This window comes from Dysgonomonas sp. BGC7 (assembly GCF_001261735.1).
GTDB lineage: Bacteria > Bacteroidota > Bacteroidia > Bacteroidales > Dysgonomonadaceae > Dysgonomonas.
The window spans coordinates 278,074-295,676 of the sequence record NZ_CVRP01000001.1 but is presented as its reverse complement, the minus strand read 5'-3'; the positions used below and the strand labels follow the sequence as shown (position 1 = coordinate 295,676).

Genomic DNA, 17,603 nt, shown 5'->3' with positions numbered 1-17,603 from the left:
ACAAGGCTCGAGTATAGATAATTATTAAAGAAAAAGGAAGGCCATAAAAGAAAATATAGCCTTCCAACATATAATGGTTATTTCAAAGAAGGCGATTCAAAGCCTAACTTTTTCAATCCTTTCTGTACATCAGGATGATTCATAAATAGACTCCACAATAGCTGCGAACGATAATTCTCTATCATTACAGCAGTAGTGCCCTGATCTATGGCCAAATAACGCTGAGGATACCAATTATCTGTTTCACTATAAGCATCATAAAATCCATACTCTCCCCATACTTTATCTTTCATTCCATACAGATACCTCATTACTTTCATAGATTCCTGAGGAGTATACACAATAGAAGATAGTGCAGCAGTAGGAGTTATAACTCCATGATCTCCATTTTCGCTAGGCTCATGTGCCGCATATCCTTGCACAGAGTAGCTGGCTGTTAACCCCCATGCGTTTTCTCCATAACCTTTATATCCTTTAGGATTGCGTATGCAATATGCCCTATTGATAAGGGTATAGTTTTTCATTTCTTCAAAATAGTCAGCATATTTATCTTTCAATCCATTGGGGTTCAGACCTAAGAAAGAATAATGCGCCCAGAATAAGGGCCCGATTCCACTATTACTCTGATAGCGCATATTCAATCTATATCCTTCAAGTTCGTGAGGTCCAACTATTTTACCACCTTCGCCCCAGCCTTCATCATACACTTCTACAGGAACTCCATGAGTTGGAGAACAAGCAGCAAGGATGTATGTTATAAGACATTCATTATACCCTCTTATAGGGAAGTTCATTTCCCATGAGTGATCGGGACTCCAGTGCCAATATAATACATTTTGAGAATTGCGATGCCAGTTCCAGTCCACATTGCGCCATAGTTTATCTACGCGCGCAGCTAGGGCTTTTTCTGCATCTGTACCATTTATATAATATTGATTAAGAGCGAGCAGACCTTGCATCAAAAATGAAGTCTCTACCAGATCACCGCCATTATCCTTATCACTGAATCCTTTTACTTCGCCAGTTTCACCATTCCACCAGTGAGGATATACACCATGAAAAGAGTCTGCTTTTTCGAGAAAAGAAACGATACGTGTCATACGTTCCAATCCCTGTTCGCGAGTAACGTACCCTCTATCTATTCCGGCAATAATAGCCATGATACCAAAGCCGCTTCCTCCCGAAGTTACTACATTTTTATCATTCTTAGGATACACGCCATCTACATGATACCTCTCTCTTGCCATACCGCTGGTAGGCTCTGCTCCATCCCAAAAGTAATTGAATGTGCGACGTTGTACACTATCCAACAATGCCTCATCGGAAATTGTTGTCTCTTCTCCGCCTTGCGAATCTTTCTCATCGTTCTTATTCTTACAGCTAAATGCAGTGAGAACAAAACCTGACAGAATTAAGTATATATATAAGTTTTTCATGTTCATCTCTTGTTGAAAAAAAAGAGAAGAGTTTGAAATCACTACAAACTCTTCTCTGAGTTAATGTTAATCATTACCAAACAATCAATTCAATATAAATCTCGCACTTTTCACATCTGCGCTATTTCCTCCTATCATAACATCGAAATCTCCGAGTTCGAAAACATACTCGAGATCATAGTTATAGAATTTCAATAGTTCAGGGCTGATAGAGAAATCTACAGTCTTAGATTCACCTGCCTTAACAAATATTTTCTCAAAGCCTTTCAATTCTTTTACAGGACGTGTAACACTACCTACTATATCGCGGATATACAACTGAACTACTTCTGCCCCATCATATTTTCCGGTATTAGTAACCGTTACACTCGCTGTAAGTTTTCCATTCTTATCCAGTTTCGAAGAACTTAGTTTTATATCGCTATAAGTAAATGCTGTATAGCTAAGACCATAACCAAAAGGATATAAAGGATCGTTGTCTATATCCAGATAGTTGCTACGGAATTTTTCGAACCATTTACCTTCCAAAAGAGGACGCCCTGTATTCTTATGATTATAAAATAACGGTATCTGCCCTACATTCTTAGGAAAAGTAGCAGCTAGCTTTCCGCTAGGATTGACATCGCCGAATAGAACATCGCCAATAGCATGAGCAGCTTCCGTTCCACCAAACCATACATTAAGTATAGCAGGTACATTTTCTTGTTCCCATGTCAACGTAAGCGGACGACCTGTAAACAGAACCAATACTACTGGTTTACCTGTTTTCAACAGTTCTTTCAACAAAGCCTGTTGCACATCAGGAATATTCAAATCGGTACGACTACTAGATTCTCCACTCATTTCTGACGATTCGCCCAAAGCAGCAACGATAACATCTGCATTCTTAGATATCTCTAATGCCTCTCTCAACATCTCTTCATTAGAACGGGTTTCCTGATCTCTATTTAATGTACGTCCAAACATAGTAGCTCTCTCTTCGTAAGCAGCATCACTTATTAGATGACTCCCTTTGGCATATACTACTTTAGCATTATTACCTGCTACTTCTTTAATTCCTTCTACAACTGTAGCTGGCTTAGTAAGATCTACAGCTACACTCCATGTGCCCGGCATATTGGAACGGGTATTTGCCAATGGACCTACCACAGCAATAGTTCCTTGTTTTTTCAGAGGAAGGGTATTATCTGCATTCTTTAATAGCACAAAGCTTTCAGACGCTATTTTACGAGCAACAGCACGATGCTCTGGCGTATAGATCTCTTTTTTAGCTCTGTTTACATCGCAATATTTATAAGGATCGGCAAACAGACCGAGTTTATATTTTGCTTCTAATACACGGCGACAAGCCTGATCAATCTGATCCTGAGTCACTTTACCTTCTTTCAGCGATTTGCCCAAAGTTTGAAGACCTTCGCTCACCATATCCATGTCTATACCGGCAGCTAATGCACGAGCCGATACGGTTTGCAGATCGCCAATACCATGATCAATCATTTCGCTGATACCAGTATAGTCTGTAACAACGAATCCGTCAAAGCCCCATTTCTTTCTCAGAATATCAGTCATCAGCCATTTACTTGCAGTAGCAGGTACACCATCCACTTCGTTAAAAGAAGCCATTACACTACCAACACCTGCATCGACAGCAGCTTGATATGGATACATATATTCGTTAAACATACGTATACGACTCATATCTACAGTGTTATAATCACGTCCGGCTTCTCCGGCACCATAAAGAGCATAATGCTTTACACATGCCATTATATTTGAGTTCGTAGCATACATTTTGTCTCCTCTGCCCTGATAACCATATACCATCGCTTTGGCAATTTCTCCACCTAAGAAAGGATCTTCTCCACTTCCTTCCGAGAAACGTCCCCAACGAGGATCGCGTGAAATGTCTACCATAGGACTAAAAGTCCAGCTAATACCATCTGCACTAGCCTCTACTGCTGCAATACGAGCAGATTGCTCTATAGCCTTCATATCCCAAGTAGCAGCAAGTCCGAGAGGAATAGGGAATACTGTTTCATATCCATGAATAACATCCATTCCAAAAATCAATGGAATTTTCAGACGGCTTTCTTCCATTGCAATACGCTGTACATCCCTGATTTTTTCAACTCCCTTTATATTGAATAGTCCTCCGACTTGTCCTTTCTTTATTTTCTCAGCAATATTGCTGCTTTTAGCTTGTCCGGTAGTAATATCTCCGGAGCTAGGCAAATTGAGCTGGCCTATTTTTTCTTCCAGCGTCATTTTACCCATCAAGTCGTTAATAAACTTATCCATCTTAGGATCTTTCTTTTGAGCCTGCATGGAGATAACCCCTCCCATGCAAGCCAAAAAGATTACAAATAGTAGTTTAACCTTTACCATCATTTTCTTTATTATACCTTAAAAAACCTATTTACCTATAACCCTTGAATACCAATAACCTAATAAAACCAATCTTTTCCTTTCAAGCCGACATAGATAAGACAAAGAATATTGCTGCACACTGCCTAAATGTGCAGCAACATATCTGTTATAATTAGCTCCAGCCCGGATTCTGTCCTAAAGAAGGAGTATTTAATAATTGTGTGTTCGAGATAGGAAACAATTCATGTCTACCATGAATAAATGGTTTGCCGTGAGCTTTCATTACTGTTTCAGCTTCGCCTGTACGGATCAGGTCGAACCAACGATCGTGTTCGAAAGCCAGCTCAAGACGACGTTCGTGCCAGATAGCTTTACGCAATTCAGCTTTATCGGTTGTAGTTACTTCTTTAAGCTTCACTCTATCTCTGATTTTATTTAATGCAGCCAATGCTCCATTCTCGCCTGTAACTAAACCTAATTCGTTAGCAGCTTCAGCCTTTATCAGATAGATTTCTCCCAAACGAAGATATCTTAAGTTTTTATCTCCATCTGCTGCACCTTTATTCGCACTGGAATAAGCTTTCATATTATACATCGGGTTTTCGCAGTTTTTAAGTTCATAACCATCATACAATATAGAATTGTTGAACATAATAGTTGCATTGCGACGAATAACATCACCTGTAACTCCAGATTGAGTACTTGTCTCTGCATTGAAAGCATTTAATAAATCCTGAGTAGGAGTATTGAATCCCCAGCCCCAGCCTGTTCCTCCACGAGCACCCTGAGTTTCTGAATACTGCTGAATACCGTGTGCAGGAGAACCTCCACTAGCTTGAATTTCAAATAAAGATTCCGAACTGTTTTCTCCTTCTGCTCTCCATATAAGAGAGTAATCTATCAGGCTATAACCGTATGCTGTATTAGATATAACGGCTGATGCATTATCATATGCTTCCTGCCATTTACCCTGATATAAATATACTTTAGATAAAAGTCCTTGTGCTGCACCCATTGTAGCCCGACCAAGATCTTTGCTATCTGTATATTTTTCGGGTAATACTTTCATTGCATCTTTCAGGTCTTGTTCGATATATGCATAAACATCTGCTTTAGGAGCTCTTGATGTTACATCTTTATTCTGAATAGAAACATCACCCCAACCTCTGACCAAATAGAAATAACTTACAGCTCTAAGAAATTTAGCTTCGCCAATCAATCTGTTCTTATATTTTGCATCCTCAATAGGAGTGCTCTCTGTAAACTCGATAGATTTTGTAGCACGTCCGATAGTTTTATACCATTTTGTCCACATCGCATCAATTGATCCGGCCCCACTGGTAAAAGTTAGATTATCGAACAAATCTTTATCACCGCCCGGGTCACCGGGAGAACTGCCTTTATCAGCATTATCTGAAATCATTTCAGTAATGGCAAGAAATGAAAATGCGTAATCCCAATCGGTAAACATTCCATATACTCCATTTACAAACATTTCGGGAGTATATACTTCATCTTTATCATCCTCTTCAACATTCTCCTGAGAATTTACATCCAAAAAGTCGCTACAGCCTGAGGCAAATAACAAGAGGGCAAATGATATAATTCCTATGTATATTTTTTTCATGATTCTATACTTTTAGCGTGTTGTTAAAATTGCAGGTTAAGACCAAAAATAAAATTGCGAGTTGTCGGATAAGCTGTTAACTCAATACCTGCTGTTCTACTTGGGTCACCCACAGGCACCTGTGTATCGGTAGAATAACCAGATATTTCCGGAGAAAATCCTGAGTATCCTGTAAACATAAATGGATTTTGAGCAGTTACATAAAATCTCAACTTAGAACCTGAGAATACCAAATCATTTAGTGTATATCCTAAAGTAATGTTATTGATACGGAAGAATGCTCCGCTCTCTAGGAAATAGCTGGATGAATAGCTATCTCTGTTAGCTCCGGGATGCTCATTCGTAGAACCTGCTCCTGTCCATCTGTTTTTATAAGTTTCATAAGTGATATTTTCACCTCCGTCTATACGACCGTGTTTCAATCCATTATATATTTTATTTCCGGCAACACCATAACCATCTATACTAAAGTCGAAGCTCTTATAGCCTAAACCAACATGGATACCATAGTTAGATGTTGGAAGATATGAACCCATATAAACTTTGTCGCGGTCATCAATCATACCATCACCATTTTGATCTTTATATCTCAAATGACCAACTTTAGGAGTTCCTAATTTTGCATTATTTGGATCATCAATTTCAGCCTGAGTCTGCCATACTCCATCAGCTTCTAACAGCCACCATGCATATACAGGTTCACCTTCTCTCAAACGTTTAGTAATTTGGCCGTCACTCAAGCTACCTCCGGTATCACCATCATAAGTAGGAGTCACATTTTTTACTTCATTTTTGTTATATGAATAATTTGCTGATATTTCATAGATTAAACCATTAGCCAATTTGTCGCTCCAACCAAGACCAACCTCAAAACCAGCATTTTCTACCTTAGCACCATGTGCATAGAATTCTTTTTCATACCAAGTATTTTGTACCGGTTTTACTTTCAGAATAGTATTTGTATTTAACTTGTTATAATAGTCGAAATTACCTGTTAATCTATCATCTAGAAGTGAAAAGTCGAAACCTACGCCCCACTCTCTGGTAACCTCCCAAGATAAAGGCATTACAGGAGAACCAAATGCTGCTCCATATACTAAACTCTGACTAGGACCAAATACATAATTGTAATTTGCACTACCTGTAGATGTATATATTTGATTAACATTCAATGGTACATCCTGATTACCCAATTTTCCCCATGTACCTCTCAATTTCAAATAATTAAGAACAGTAATATCCTGCATAAAGCTTTCTTTCGAGATAGTCCAGCCTAAACCGATAGAAGGGAATGTGCCCCAATAATCTTCATTTGATTTAAAAGTACTTGAACCATCACGTCTTACCGTTCCTGATAGGTAATATTTATTATCATAATTATACTGAACACGAGCAAAATATGAAGCTAGAGCACGAGGAGTATAGTCATATTCTCTTTCCACATCCATAGCATATGCACCAGAAGCCTTACCAATACTCCAATATTGTGACTTCTCAGGAACATCATAAACTTTGAATACAGAGTTATTACCTATACCAGATTTTTCACGAGAAGTACCAACTACAGCCTCAACATGATGTTTGTCGAAATCTTTATTGAATGTTGCAAAAGCTTCCCATACCCAACGGAATGTTTCCAGTTCTTCAAGTCTCAAAGAGTTACTAGCCCAGTTATTTTTTCCGGGATTGGCCGCTTTACTAGCCTGATAATCTGCTGATGTTTTAGTAGGGTTTACTGCCAACCATGCGTTCTCTTTATTTTCGAACTGACGGTCTTTATAATAGAATTTAGTTGCACCAAAACGAGAATTCACCTTCAAGAAATCTGTGACTTTGAACTCACCTTCAAAACCTCCCTGTACTGAAAGAGTTTTAGATTTTTGTGCCGAATTGTCGATATTAAATAAAGGATTGCCTATTGAATTAAGTTTACCCATATTAGTACCTTCAAGTCCGGCAATACCGCTTGCTTTATCGACACTTGATGTACCCCAACGTCCATTAGGGAACTTAGGTCCTACCAGCGGAGATTGACGATAAGCCTCATTGAATGCACCATAAGGTTTCGGGCGATCGGTAGAGAATGATAGATTCAGATTCTGGCTGAATTTTAAACGATCATTAAAAAACTTATAGACGTTGTTGTTTCTGATAGTCGTACGTTGAAAATTCTGATTGTCAAGAATACCACTTTCATCGTAATAGTTATAACTTAGATAGTAATCTACAGCTTCGCTACCTCCTGACAGTGAAACAACATTGTTAGTAAACACACCTGTACGTAATAGTTCATCGTACCAATCTGTATTATTAGCCTGTTCGCTAGCAGGTGCCAGATTATAGAAATTCTTTTTATCTGCTTCCTTAGCATATGATTTCAACAAATCCTGATTCTGATTGAAGTACTCAATATACTGAGATGCATTTGCCATTTTCACTTTATTCAAAACAGTCTTCATCCCAACATATGATTCTACTCCGATCTTTGCAGAACCGGTTTTTCCTTTTTTGGTAGTTACTAAAATAACACCATTAGCTGCTCTCACACCGTAGATAGAAGCCGAAGATGCATCTTTAAGAACATCCATAGAAACGATATCGGAAGAGTTTATATTCTTTATATCATCTACAGGAAAACCGTCAACAATATATAAAGGATTACGTCCCCCTAAGGTAGTACCCATACCACGAATAATCACTGTAGGAGTAGAACCCGGAGAGTCATTACTAATAATATTAACACCCGAAATTTTACCCTGTACAGACTGTACAGCATTGAGTGCGGGTTGTTTCATTATTGCATCTGAGTTTACACTACCGATAGATCCTGTAAGGTCAGCTTTCTTCGAAGTACCGTAACCAATGACAACAGTTTCAGTCAATACTCTTGCATCATCTGCCAATATTACATTAATAGTACTCTGAGAAGTAACTTTTATAAGCTGTGTCTTCATGCCAACATAAGAAAATTCCAAAGCATCTCCTTGTTTAACAGACAATGAATACATACCATCTATATCAGTAATTGTTCCATTTGTAGTTCCTTGTATTTTTACACTTACTCCTATAAGCGGTTCGCTTAGGGCATCTGTAACTTTACCTGAAACAGTTTTGTTTTGAGCATAAATACTTACAGTACTTGCCAGTAGGAAGCAAGTCAAGAATACAAAACTTTTCCTGAGGAAAGAATTTGCTCCTTGTGTAATAAATGTTCTTTTAGGTTTAATTTTCATAGTTTTACTTTTTATTTAAACACACTTTTTTCAAATAAATCTACTATGAACAACAGAAAAGTAATGATAACAGTTTACGGAAACGCTGTTTATTAACCTTCGAAATAATCTATCAAATAGTCAATACATCATGGCTGTTTTCGGTCGTATGATATTAGATCTGTGTCAAAATTATGCAACACGACCAAAACCTTATAAAAAGTTAATACATCATAGATACATACCATTAGATTTTAACAGTATTACAAACTCACTATTACCTCTCAAAAAAAAATAAAACGCTAAACAACAATAAGATACATATACATCAATCTATCTTAAGGAAGAACTCATTGAGGTTTTGAGAAGGCTGTAAATTTAACTTTTTACGTAGTCTATAACGGCTATTTTCAACAGCCCTGATTGATAAATTCATTAGAGAAGCAATTTCTTTTGTCTCCAGATTGAGCTTCAGGCAGGCACATAATCTAAGATCACTATTAGTAAGTTGAGGATAAAGCATTTTTAATTTTTTGAAGAATCCGGTATGTTTTTCTTCAAACTTTATTAAAAACATCTTCCAGTCGTCTTCCGAATTAAGGTTATTATTTAATAAAGAATTGATCTTCTGATACAAAGGTAATAATGTATTCGTTTTATTCTTAGAATAGAATTCATCAATAATATCTTTTATTTTCAGAATCAGTTCATTTTTTTGTATTATAAATGAGGTTTGAGTAAGTATTTCTGCACTCTTCTGTTCTACTTCTTGTTGTAACTCTCCGGCTAAGGTTCTGAGTCTCTTAGTTTCTCTATGCCGTATCTTTTGCAAGTGTAAGTTTCGGTATCTTCTCAAAACCAACATCCAAGAAGCGTACATTAAAAATATAACTAATGCTACATATAAGAAGTATGCCCATATTGTAGAATACCATGGAGAAGATACTTCGAAGCGGAATGAAGTGATATCCGAATAATTACCTAAACCATCTACCGTTCTTACCTTAAAAGTATACTCTCCTTTAGGCAAGCGTGCATAGGTTACATTATTTACTTTTTGAGCAGCCGACCAATCCAAGTCTACGCCTTCGAGCATATACTGAAAAGATAAACTATTTGCATATGTATTTTCTGAAGAAAAAGAAAATGTTATTGTATTGAAGTTATATGATATCTTAACTGGCTCTGTCAGACTTTTATATTCAGATACTCCATCAGAGTTAATACATTCTAACGATTCGAGATAAGGTAGAAGCAATACTCTTTTTGTATTTCTATAATTTCTGTCAACTGATTGGTTATTATACAGAAGAAATCCATTATCGAGACAAATAAGACTAAGTGAATCATTTAAAATAGAAATGTTTTCGTAAGCATTTACCAACGACAAATTCATTCCTAAATTATAATTCTCGAGAATCGATGCATTGTAGCCATCATAAGAAAACTTATATATGGCATTACTCGTAAGTGCCCAAAAGAGTTCATCCTTGATAGGAATAATTTGTCTAAGATCTTTTACATTATTGAAACAGTCATTCAAATTCTTGTTAGGTATAATTTTATCGACTATATCATCATAAGTATAAAAACTATCATTACCTAGAAGAACGATACGCCCTCCTACTTTAAACAGCTTCAGTTTATATGGCAACTCATCATTATTATTTCCTCCATAATAAGAAAAACTACGAAACCCTGTCAAATCTTCGTCTAAGCGACAACGATAAACGCCTCGGTTGAAATGCTCAAGCCAAACATTTCCTAAATGGTCTAATTCTGCATTTATTATCGGTTCTGATATTTGTCCGGGTCTGTATATTTTATTCGTTTTTTTATCTATTATCCTTATTGACTGATAAGTAGACAGTATCAGTAAATCGACACTCTTAATTCTCGCATTAGAAATACTATATACGCCTGTACCTATTGCAAAAGCATCACTCACAGTCAGGTTTTCGTGTATCTCTTTCAGACCTTTGTTGTGACAACAATATAGCTTACCTTCTACAACTTTAAACCCCCAAACCTGTCCTTGTGTTCCATCAATCATTTTCAGATCGGAAAGAGAAACTGATTTATTTAGTCCCGCCTGAGGAATATAGAATACACCCTGATTGGTTCCTATAAATAACTTATCATTCCACAATACACCCCCATATACAGCTCCGGTATTACCTGTAGGGTCTGTGAAACTACTCATATTGTCAATATATTGGATATAGGAGATTCCCCGGTCGAGGGCAACCCATACATTGTTAAGATTGTCTTCGTAAAGAGACAAAACCGTATTGTTTTGTAAAGAATTCTTTGTTGAGATATGGTCTATTATCTCCCCTGTCAGGTCTACTTCATACATACCATCGAGAATAGTACCGAAATAATAAGTCCCTCTTGAAGATAATATTCCACAATTAAGCTCTTTCGATTTCATAATTCCCGACAACGCGGGATTCCATTCTTTAAAAGTCACTCCATCATACAGATAGATTCCTTTTGTTGTTGTTCCTATAATATACTGATTGTCTTTGTAAGGAAGAATAACCCGCACATCTGTACCACTAAATATCTCACTGCCCTCTATCTTTGTGAGATGAGTACCTTTCAGCCGGAAAAGGGGGCCTAACATTTGTTGAACCAGAAACTCTTCCCTCACCTTCGACAAAAAGAGAAATCCTTTCTCGGAAGGGACTCTCTCTACTGTCTTATAATCATATACATATATAGAGGAAAAAGACTGAAAATAGACACAATCTTTTGCTATCCAGATTTTCCAGAAATCATCGTTCCGAAAAAGAGCTTTATCAAGACTATCGCTTAAAGAGGTATAGACCAATTTGCCTGAGACATCCCTATCCCAACGCCCAAACTCCTCATAGCTTCCTGTAAATATAGTATTATGAGACAATACGACAACGGATCTTGCTATTAACGAATTGGGTATTCGGTTGAGTATCCATTCAATACCATCAAACTCCAGTAATCCTATATCATTACCAAAATACATGGATCCTCTTTCGTCTTGTCCTATAGACCAATTTTTATTATCTGCTTTATAGTCTTCTCTATGTAAGTTTATTATATGTGGTTTATTAGAAAATAGAGGTAAAGCTGCTAATATAAATAATAAAAATAGAATGTATCTGTAAATGACCATCATGGTATTCTCGTTTATTTTACTTATTTGTCAAAAGTACTATTTTTATATTAGATACTTGGAACGAGCAATAATGGCATCTATATTTTTTCAAAAAAATACTATTGTACCGCCTTGTATAGAAACAAATATATTTGATTATTTTAGACAAGGCAGTACAAATAGTATATCATATACTCATCAATATTCCCATTGATGTAATTCTGCTACACCTAGCTGATAATCACGTTCTGTTTCAAGATATTTGTCTACAGTTTCATTATATGCGGATAGCTCGAGCAGGTAATTAATCAGAGACAGTTGTCCTTTATCCAAAGCCGTTTTCAATAAATTTTTATTGTTTGTTACGTTCAAAGCATCTTGATATTCTTTTAACAAAACAGACAACTTATATGTTTTTACATACTGATTTTTCAGAGCATTGCGAAACTGTATTCTCAAATCGTCGTACTGCATCTGCAAAGCCATTGTCTGTGCTTTCTGATGCTTTACAGTATTACGTCCTTCCCACAAAGGAATAGACACTCCAACTGCAACACCCTGAAAGGTAGTACCCGAAACACGCTCGCTCGTATATCCCAGCGAGAATTTAGGCAGATTAAGAGCCTTGGTGAGTTGTTCCTGTTTCTTACTCAGTTCTATTTCCTTTTCAGACAACTGCACAGATGGATTATTCTCCTTTACTTTATCAAACCAGTCGTCGAAGTTGATAGATAATAAGTATGAAGGATAATTCCTGAAATTTATTTCAATCGGCTGTTCTCCGTTCATCCTTATCAGCTCCGACTTCACTAGCTCCATATCTACTTCATTCATTTGTAGTGCTTTCTCTGCACTCAGTAGGTTTAGTTTTGTCTTATTATATTCCAAAATATCTATAGACCCTTGATCGAAGCTTCTCTGATAGGCCTGAGACAAGCTTTTTGCCTGCTGAAGTCTCTCGGTTAACTGATCGTGAATCTTTTGTTGGTACACCAATTCTACACACAACAAACGAGCTTGCTGAAGTATGCCCCTGCGCTGTTCTTCATATGTCAGATCAGCCTGTTTATTTTTACCGTCCGACAATTGTGATTTGTAACGGTATGCTGTAGGAAAGTCGAAAGATTGGCTTACGGCAAGATCTACTCGTTTGCCTTCATCAGCCGGCGATCCCCAAAGATATCCGAACTCAACCTCTGGATTAGACAGATTTATACCAGTCTTATTTCCTATCTTATCAGCATCGGTCTTTTCCTTTAAAGCTTTTAATGTTGTATTATTCAACTCGATATTGCTAAGAACCTGAGAAAAAACATCCTGAGATCTTAAATCAATATTGAGAATAAACAATCCTGCAAATAGCAGTATATATATTTTCTTTTTCATAATTAATAATCTATTTATCCAAACAAAGAATTTATACAGTTTCCTCTTTTAATGTTCTCTGCTTCTTTAGCATTCTGTACACAATAGGAACAACATACATATTAAGCAATGTAGAAGTAAACAAACCTCCTAATATGACAATTGCCATAGGACTTTGTATTTCGTTACCCGGCAGATCTCCTTGTACTGCCAATGGAATAAGAGCCAAGCCCGACGAGAGCGCTGTCATCAATATAGGATTCAATCGGTCGAGCGATCCTTGCAGAATACTCTTGTTGACAGAAAAGCCACTATTACCCAAATCGTTGTAATGTGCCATCAACAAGATGCCATTACGAGTAGCAATACCGAAAAGCGAAATAAATCCGATTATTGCAGGAATACTGATTTCACCGGACGTAAACAGTATAGCATACACCCCTCCGATAAGAGCCAAAGGCAGATTTAGCAGAATGACAGCTGACTGAGTTATATTTCTGAACTGATTATACAATAGTAGAAATATAATCATAATAGCAAAAACAGAAGCAATAAGCAATATTTTCGAAGCTGCCTGTTCACTCTCAAACTGTCCTCCGTATTCTATATGATAACCTTCGGGCAATTGGATATCGCTATCCACTTTCTCTCTGATATCGTTTACCACACTTCGTAAATCACGTCCGGCCACATTTGCCGAAACAACAATCTTCCGCTGTGCATTCTCTCTGTTTACAGTGTTAGGGCCTGACGAGGAAGTTATTTTAGCAACATACTCGAACGGTATTTTCTTACCATCGGCATCTATCATCAGATTTCGTATTTTATCTGCCTGATTTTTGAAGCTGTCGTCTACTTTCAGCGTAAGATCGAAACTCTTACCCGCATCATATACCTGCGACACCACCTCTCCCGAAAGCATAGCTGTTACAAAATCCGAGAATTGAGGCATAGTTATACCATATTTAGCCAGTAACTCACGGCGAGGCTCTATTTTCAGTTGTGGGCGCTCAACCTGTTGTTCTACGTTGAGGTCGGCAATACCTTCTATATTCTCTATATTCGATTTTATCTGATTACCTATCGAATAAAGCTTGTTCAAATCCGATCCAAACAGCTTTATAGCTATATTGGCTTTCGTACCCGACAACATATGGTCTATACGATGCGATATGGGCTGCCCTATCTCGATGCTTACTCCGGGTATGGCATTTAGTTTATCCCTCAACCCCTGTGTCATTTCTTCGCGCGAACGGTCTTTAAGAATGAACGGAGCTTCTATTTCCGAGGTATTTACCCCGAAAGAGTGTTCGTCAAGTTCGGCTCGTCCAGTTTTTCGTCCTACGGTCTGAATTTCGGGAACACTCAACAACTGCTGTTCGGCCAATCGCCCTATTTTATCCGATTCTTCGAGCGAAATACCGGGCAAAGTATTGAGAGTAATAGTAAATGAACCTTCATTAAAGGCAGGAAGGAAATTTCGCCCGAATGTAAAGAATATAATAACAGCCGAAGCAAGCAAAGCTCCTGTTATACCCAACACTATTTTTTGATGATCCAATGCCCAGTGTAAACTCTTTTCATACACTGCTTTCAGTTTTACAACAAACACAGGCTCTTTTTCTTCCTTATTTTTTCTGTTTTTACCCAGTAAATAGCTACACAACACTGGCGTAACGGTAAGAGCTACAACTGTGGATGCAAAGAGTGCTACTATAAATGCTATACCAAGAGGAACCAACATACGCCCTTCCATTCCGGTAAGGAAAAACAGAGGGATAAAGCTGGTAACGATGATAAGAGTAGAGTTCAAAATAGGCATACGCACCTCTTTGGATGCTTCGAAGACTACAGTCAACACGCTTTTCTGCTCCTCCTTGGGTTTCTGCCTGTTTTCGCGCAGCCGCTTAAATACATTTTCCACATCTATAATAGCATCATCCACCAGCGAGCCTATTGCAATCGCCATACCACCCAGACTCATTGTATTTATAGTAAGTCCCATCGCTTTCAAGGCAAGTATGGAAGACAGCAAAGACAGAGGAAGAGCCATTAGCGAAATAAAAGTAGTACGTCCGTTCATCAGAAACAAGAACAGGACAATGACCACAAATATAGCGCCCTCGTACAAAGACTTTTCTACATTATGAATAGAATTGTTTATGAAGCGTTCTTGCCTGAATATATCGGTAGAAATTTTAATACCCGCAGGCAGATTCTTTTGCAGATCAGCAATAGATGCCTCAAGTTTATCAGTCAGCTCTATAGTATTGGTATTAGGCTGTTTGGTTACAGTAAGCAGTACGGCCGCTTTTGTCTTTTCCGAAGCTAATCCTAGTTTTGGTGACTTAGCTCCTATTCGCACTTCGGCCACATCTCTGATTAAAATAGGGCTCTCCCCGACTTTCTTTATAACAGCTTTTCCCAGGTCATCAGTATCTAGGCTTTGCAAGACACCTCTTACAATATATTCATTGCCATATTCGTACAATATTCCACCCGACGCATTCTGATTCATATTGCGTGTAACTTCGAGCACTTCGTCGAGAGTTACAGCATAATGTTTCATTCGTCCGGGATTGAGAAGAATCTGATATTCCTTAATATCTCCCCCTATAATAGTAACCTGAGCCACACCTCCGGTAGACAGCAGACGAGGGCGGATAGTCCAGTCGGCTATCGTACGTAAATCGAGCAAAGAGACTGAATCGGAAGACAACCCGATAGTCATTATTTCGCCAAGGATAGACGATTGTGGAGCAAGAGTAGGTTGTCCGATATTTTCGGGTAAAGATCCGCTCAAAGTAGCCAGCTTCTCGGTTACTATCTGGCGGGCTTTGTATATATCCGTACCCCAGTCGAACTCTACCCATACCACAGAAAATCCTGTTGTGGAAGAAGATCGTACACGACGCACATCAGTAGCACCATTCACAGCAGTCTCGATAGGAAAAGAAACTAAGCGTTCAACCTCTTCGGGAGCCATGCCGTTAGCTTCGGTCATTATAACAACAGTAGGCGCATTAAGATCGGGAAACACATCTATTTCCATATTCTTAGCTGTATATATACCTGCAATCAAAAGTAAGACAGCAGCAATAAGTACAACCAGCCTATTGTTGAGCGAGAATTGTATTATTTTATTCAACATAACGTTATCCTCCTCTCAGTTAATGCTCGTGAGCATGAGGTATGGAACCGGACGCCGAAGCCAACTTTACGTGCGAAGCCCCTACCGATACTACTTTGTCTTTATCTTTGAGTCCTGAGAGGATCTCTACCATACTGCCATCACTGGCACCAAGAGTAACTTCTTGCTTTTTATAAGCATCATCATGTTCTTGCAGATAAACAAAGTAAATCCCCTGCTCCTCTGTCAGTGCAGACACAGGTACGGTTATCACATTTTCGCGTGCTTGCCCCAACAGATAGATTTCGACATAAGAGCCTGATATAATCTGCCCTACATTATCAAATTCGAAATTTATAGGTAAGTAATACTCCTGTCCGTTGGTAGCTCTGCCATAAGAGACTACACGCCCATTGAGATCGGAAAGACGGTGAATAGCATCATCGTAAGATGTAACAAAGTTAGCCGAAACTATACCACCCAGATCTTTATAAAAACGTTCGGACACATCGGCTCTTAGTTGCAAGCGTCTGTTTTTAGTCACCGTCATCAAGGCTTGTCCTACCTCTACGTATTGCCCTTCACTCACCAATTGGGTTTTTATGAAGCCGGCAATAGGCGTAGAAATAGAGACTCCTCTGCCCGATGTTGTTTGCCTGAAAGCATCATACGACACCTTTGCATTCTCATAATTGAGTTTTGTCTCATTATATTCTTTTTCCGAGATTAGTTTGTCTCCTATCAGAGATTGTGCCCGCTGATATTCTCGCAAGGCTATATCATATGAAGATTTGGCCTTTAAAGCAGGATCTCCATCAAGTATGTTCTTTGACGATATAGCCAGTAAAGACTCCCCTGCTCTTACAGATGCACCCTCGTTGAGTGATGGTCTACTAAAAGAAACAATACCATTTATTGTAGCAGAGATAGTGACTTCATCGCCTTGAGCAGAAAGTATTTGTCCACTTGTTTTTATTACTTTATGAAATTTTCCGGGACTAACTGTCACAGTTTTCAAACCTACAAGCTTAGCCTGCTCGGGTGTGAATAATATTTCATCACCATGCGCTTCCTTATCCGATCCATGAGTATGTTCACCTTCCGATTCATTGTGATCGTGATCGCACTCCTCACCCTCAGCGTGGCTGTGCGCTTCTCCCTCGGCATGGGAATGATGTCCTTCTTCACTATGATTATGTCCTGAATGATCTTCTGTTGTTTTAGGAGAGGAGCTACAGCCCCACATTATCGCCAACAGACAAGCGAAAAAAATTATATATTTTTTCATTTTATGTTCTTATTTTTTTAAGCTTAATATATACCAATC

8 protein-coding genes are annotated in these 17,603 nt (G+C 38.2%); all 8 read right to left on the bottom strand.

Annotation, left to right across the window (positions count from 1 at the left end):
• Window positions 1-77 precede the first annotated feature (77 nt).
• Window positions 78-1,436: a glucoamylase family protein gene (locus tag BGC7_RS01165; protein ID WP_050699709.1), complete on the bottom strand. Its 1,359-nt coding sequence runs from the start codon at window positions 1,434-1,436 to the stop codon at window positions 78-80.
• Between the two features lie 84 nt (window positions 1,437-1,520).
• The gene (bglX, locus tag BGC7_RS01160; protein ID WP_050699708.1) at window positions 1,521-3,821 is read right to left on the bottom strand and encodes a beta-glucosidase BglX; all 2,301 of its coding nucleotides are present in this window, start codon (window positions 3,819-3,821) and stop codon (window positions 1,521-1,523) included.
• A 154-nt stretch (window positions 3,822-3,975) separates the two neighbouring features.
• On the bottom strand, window positions 3,976-5,430 hold the full coding sequence (locus tag BGC7_RS01155; protein WP_050699707.1) for a RagB/SusD family nutrient uptake outer membrane protein: 1,455 nt from the start codon (window positions 5,428-5,430) through the stop codon (window positions 3,976-3,978).
• 23 nt (window positions 5,431-5,453) lie between these two features.
• Entirely contained in the window at window positions 5,454-8,663 is a 3,210-nt protein-coding gene (locus tag BGC7_RS01150; protein ID WP_082206395.1) for a SusC/RagA family TonB-linked outer membrane protein, read from the bottom strand.
• A 307-nt stretch (window positions 8,664-8,970) separates the two neighbouring features.
• Window positions 8,971-11,802, bottom strand: coding sequence for a triple tyrosine motif-containing protein (locus BGC7_RS01145; protein ID WP_369799067.1), 2,832 nt, complete (start codon window positions 11,800-11,802; stop codon window positions 8,971-8,973).
• A gap of 177 nt (window positions 11,803-11,979) precedes the next feature.
• A complete protein-coding gene (locus BGC7_RS01140; protein ID WP_050699706.1) occupies window positions 11,980-13,167 on the bottom strand; it encodes a TolC family protein in 1,188 nt (395 codons plus the stop codon).
• A 31-nt stretch (window positions 13,168-13,198) separates the two neighbouring features.
• Complete coding sequence (locus BGC7_RS01135) at window positions 13,199-16,297, bottom strand: efflux RND transporter permease subunit (protein ID WP_050699705.1); 3,099 nt, start codon at window positions 16,295-16,297, stop codon at window positions 13,199-13,201.
• A 19-nt stretch (window positions 16,298-16,316) separates the two neighbouring features.
• A complete protein-coding gene (locus BGC7_RS01130; RefSeq protein ID WP_050699704.1) occupies window positions 16,317-17,564 on the bottom strand; it encodes an efflux RND transporter periplasmic adaptor subunit in 1,248 nt (415 codons plus the stop codon).
• Between the last annotated feature and the right edge of the window lie 39 nt (window positions 17,565-17,603).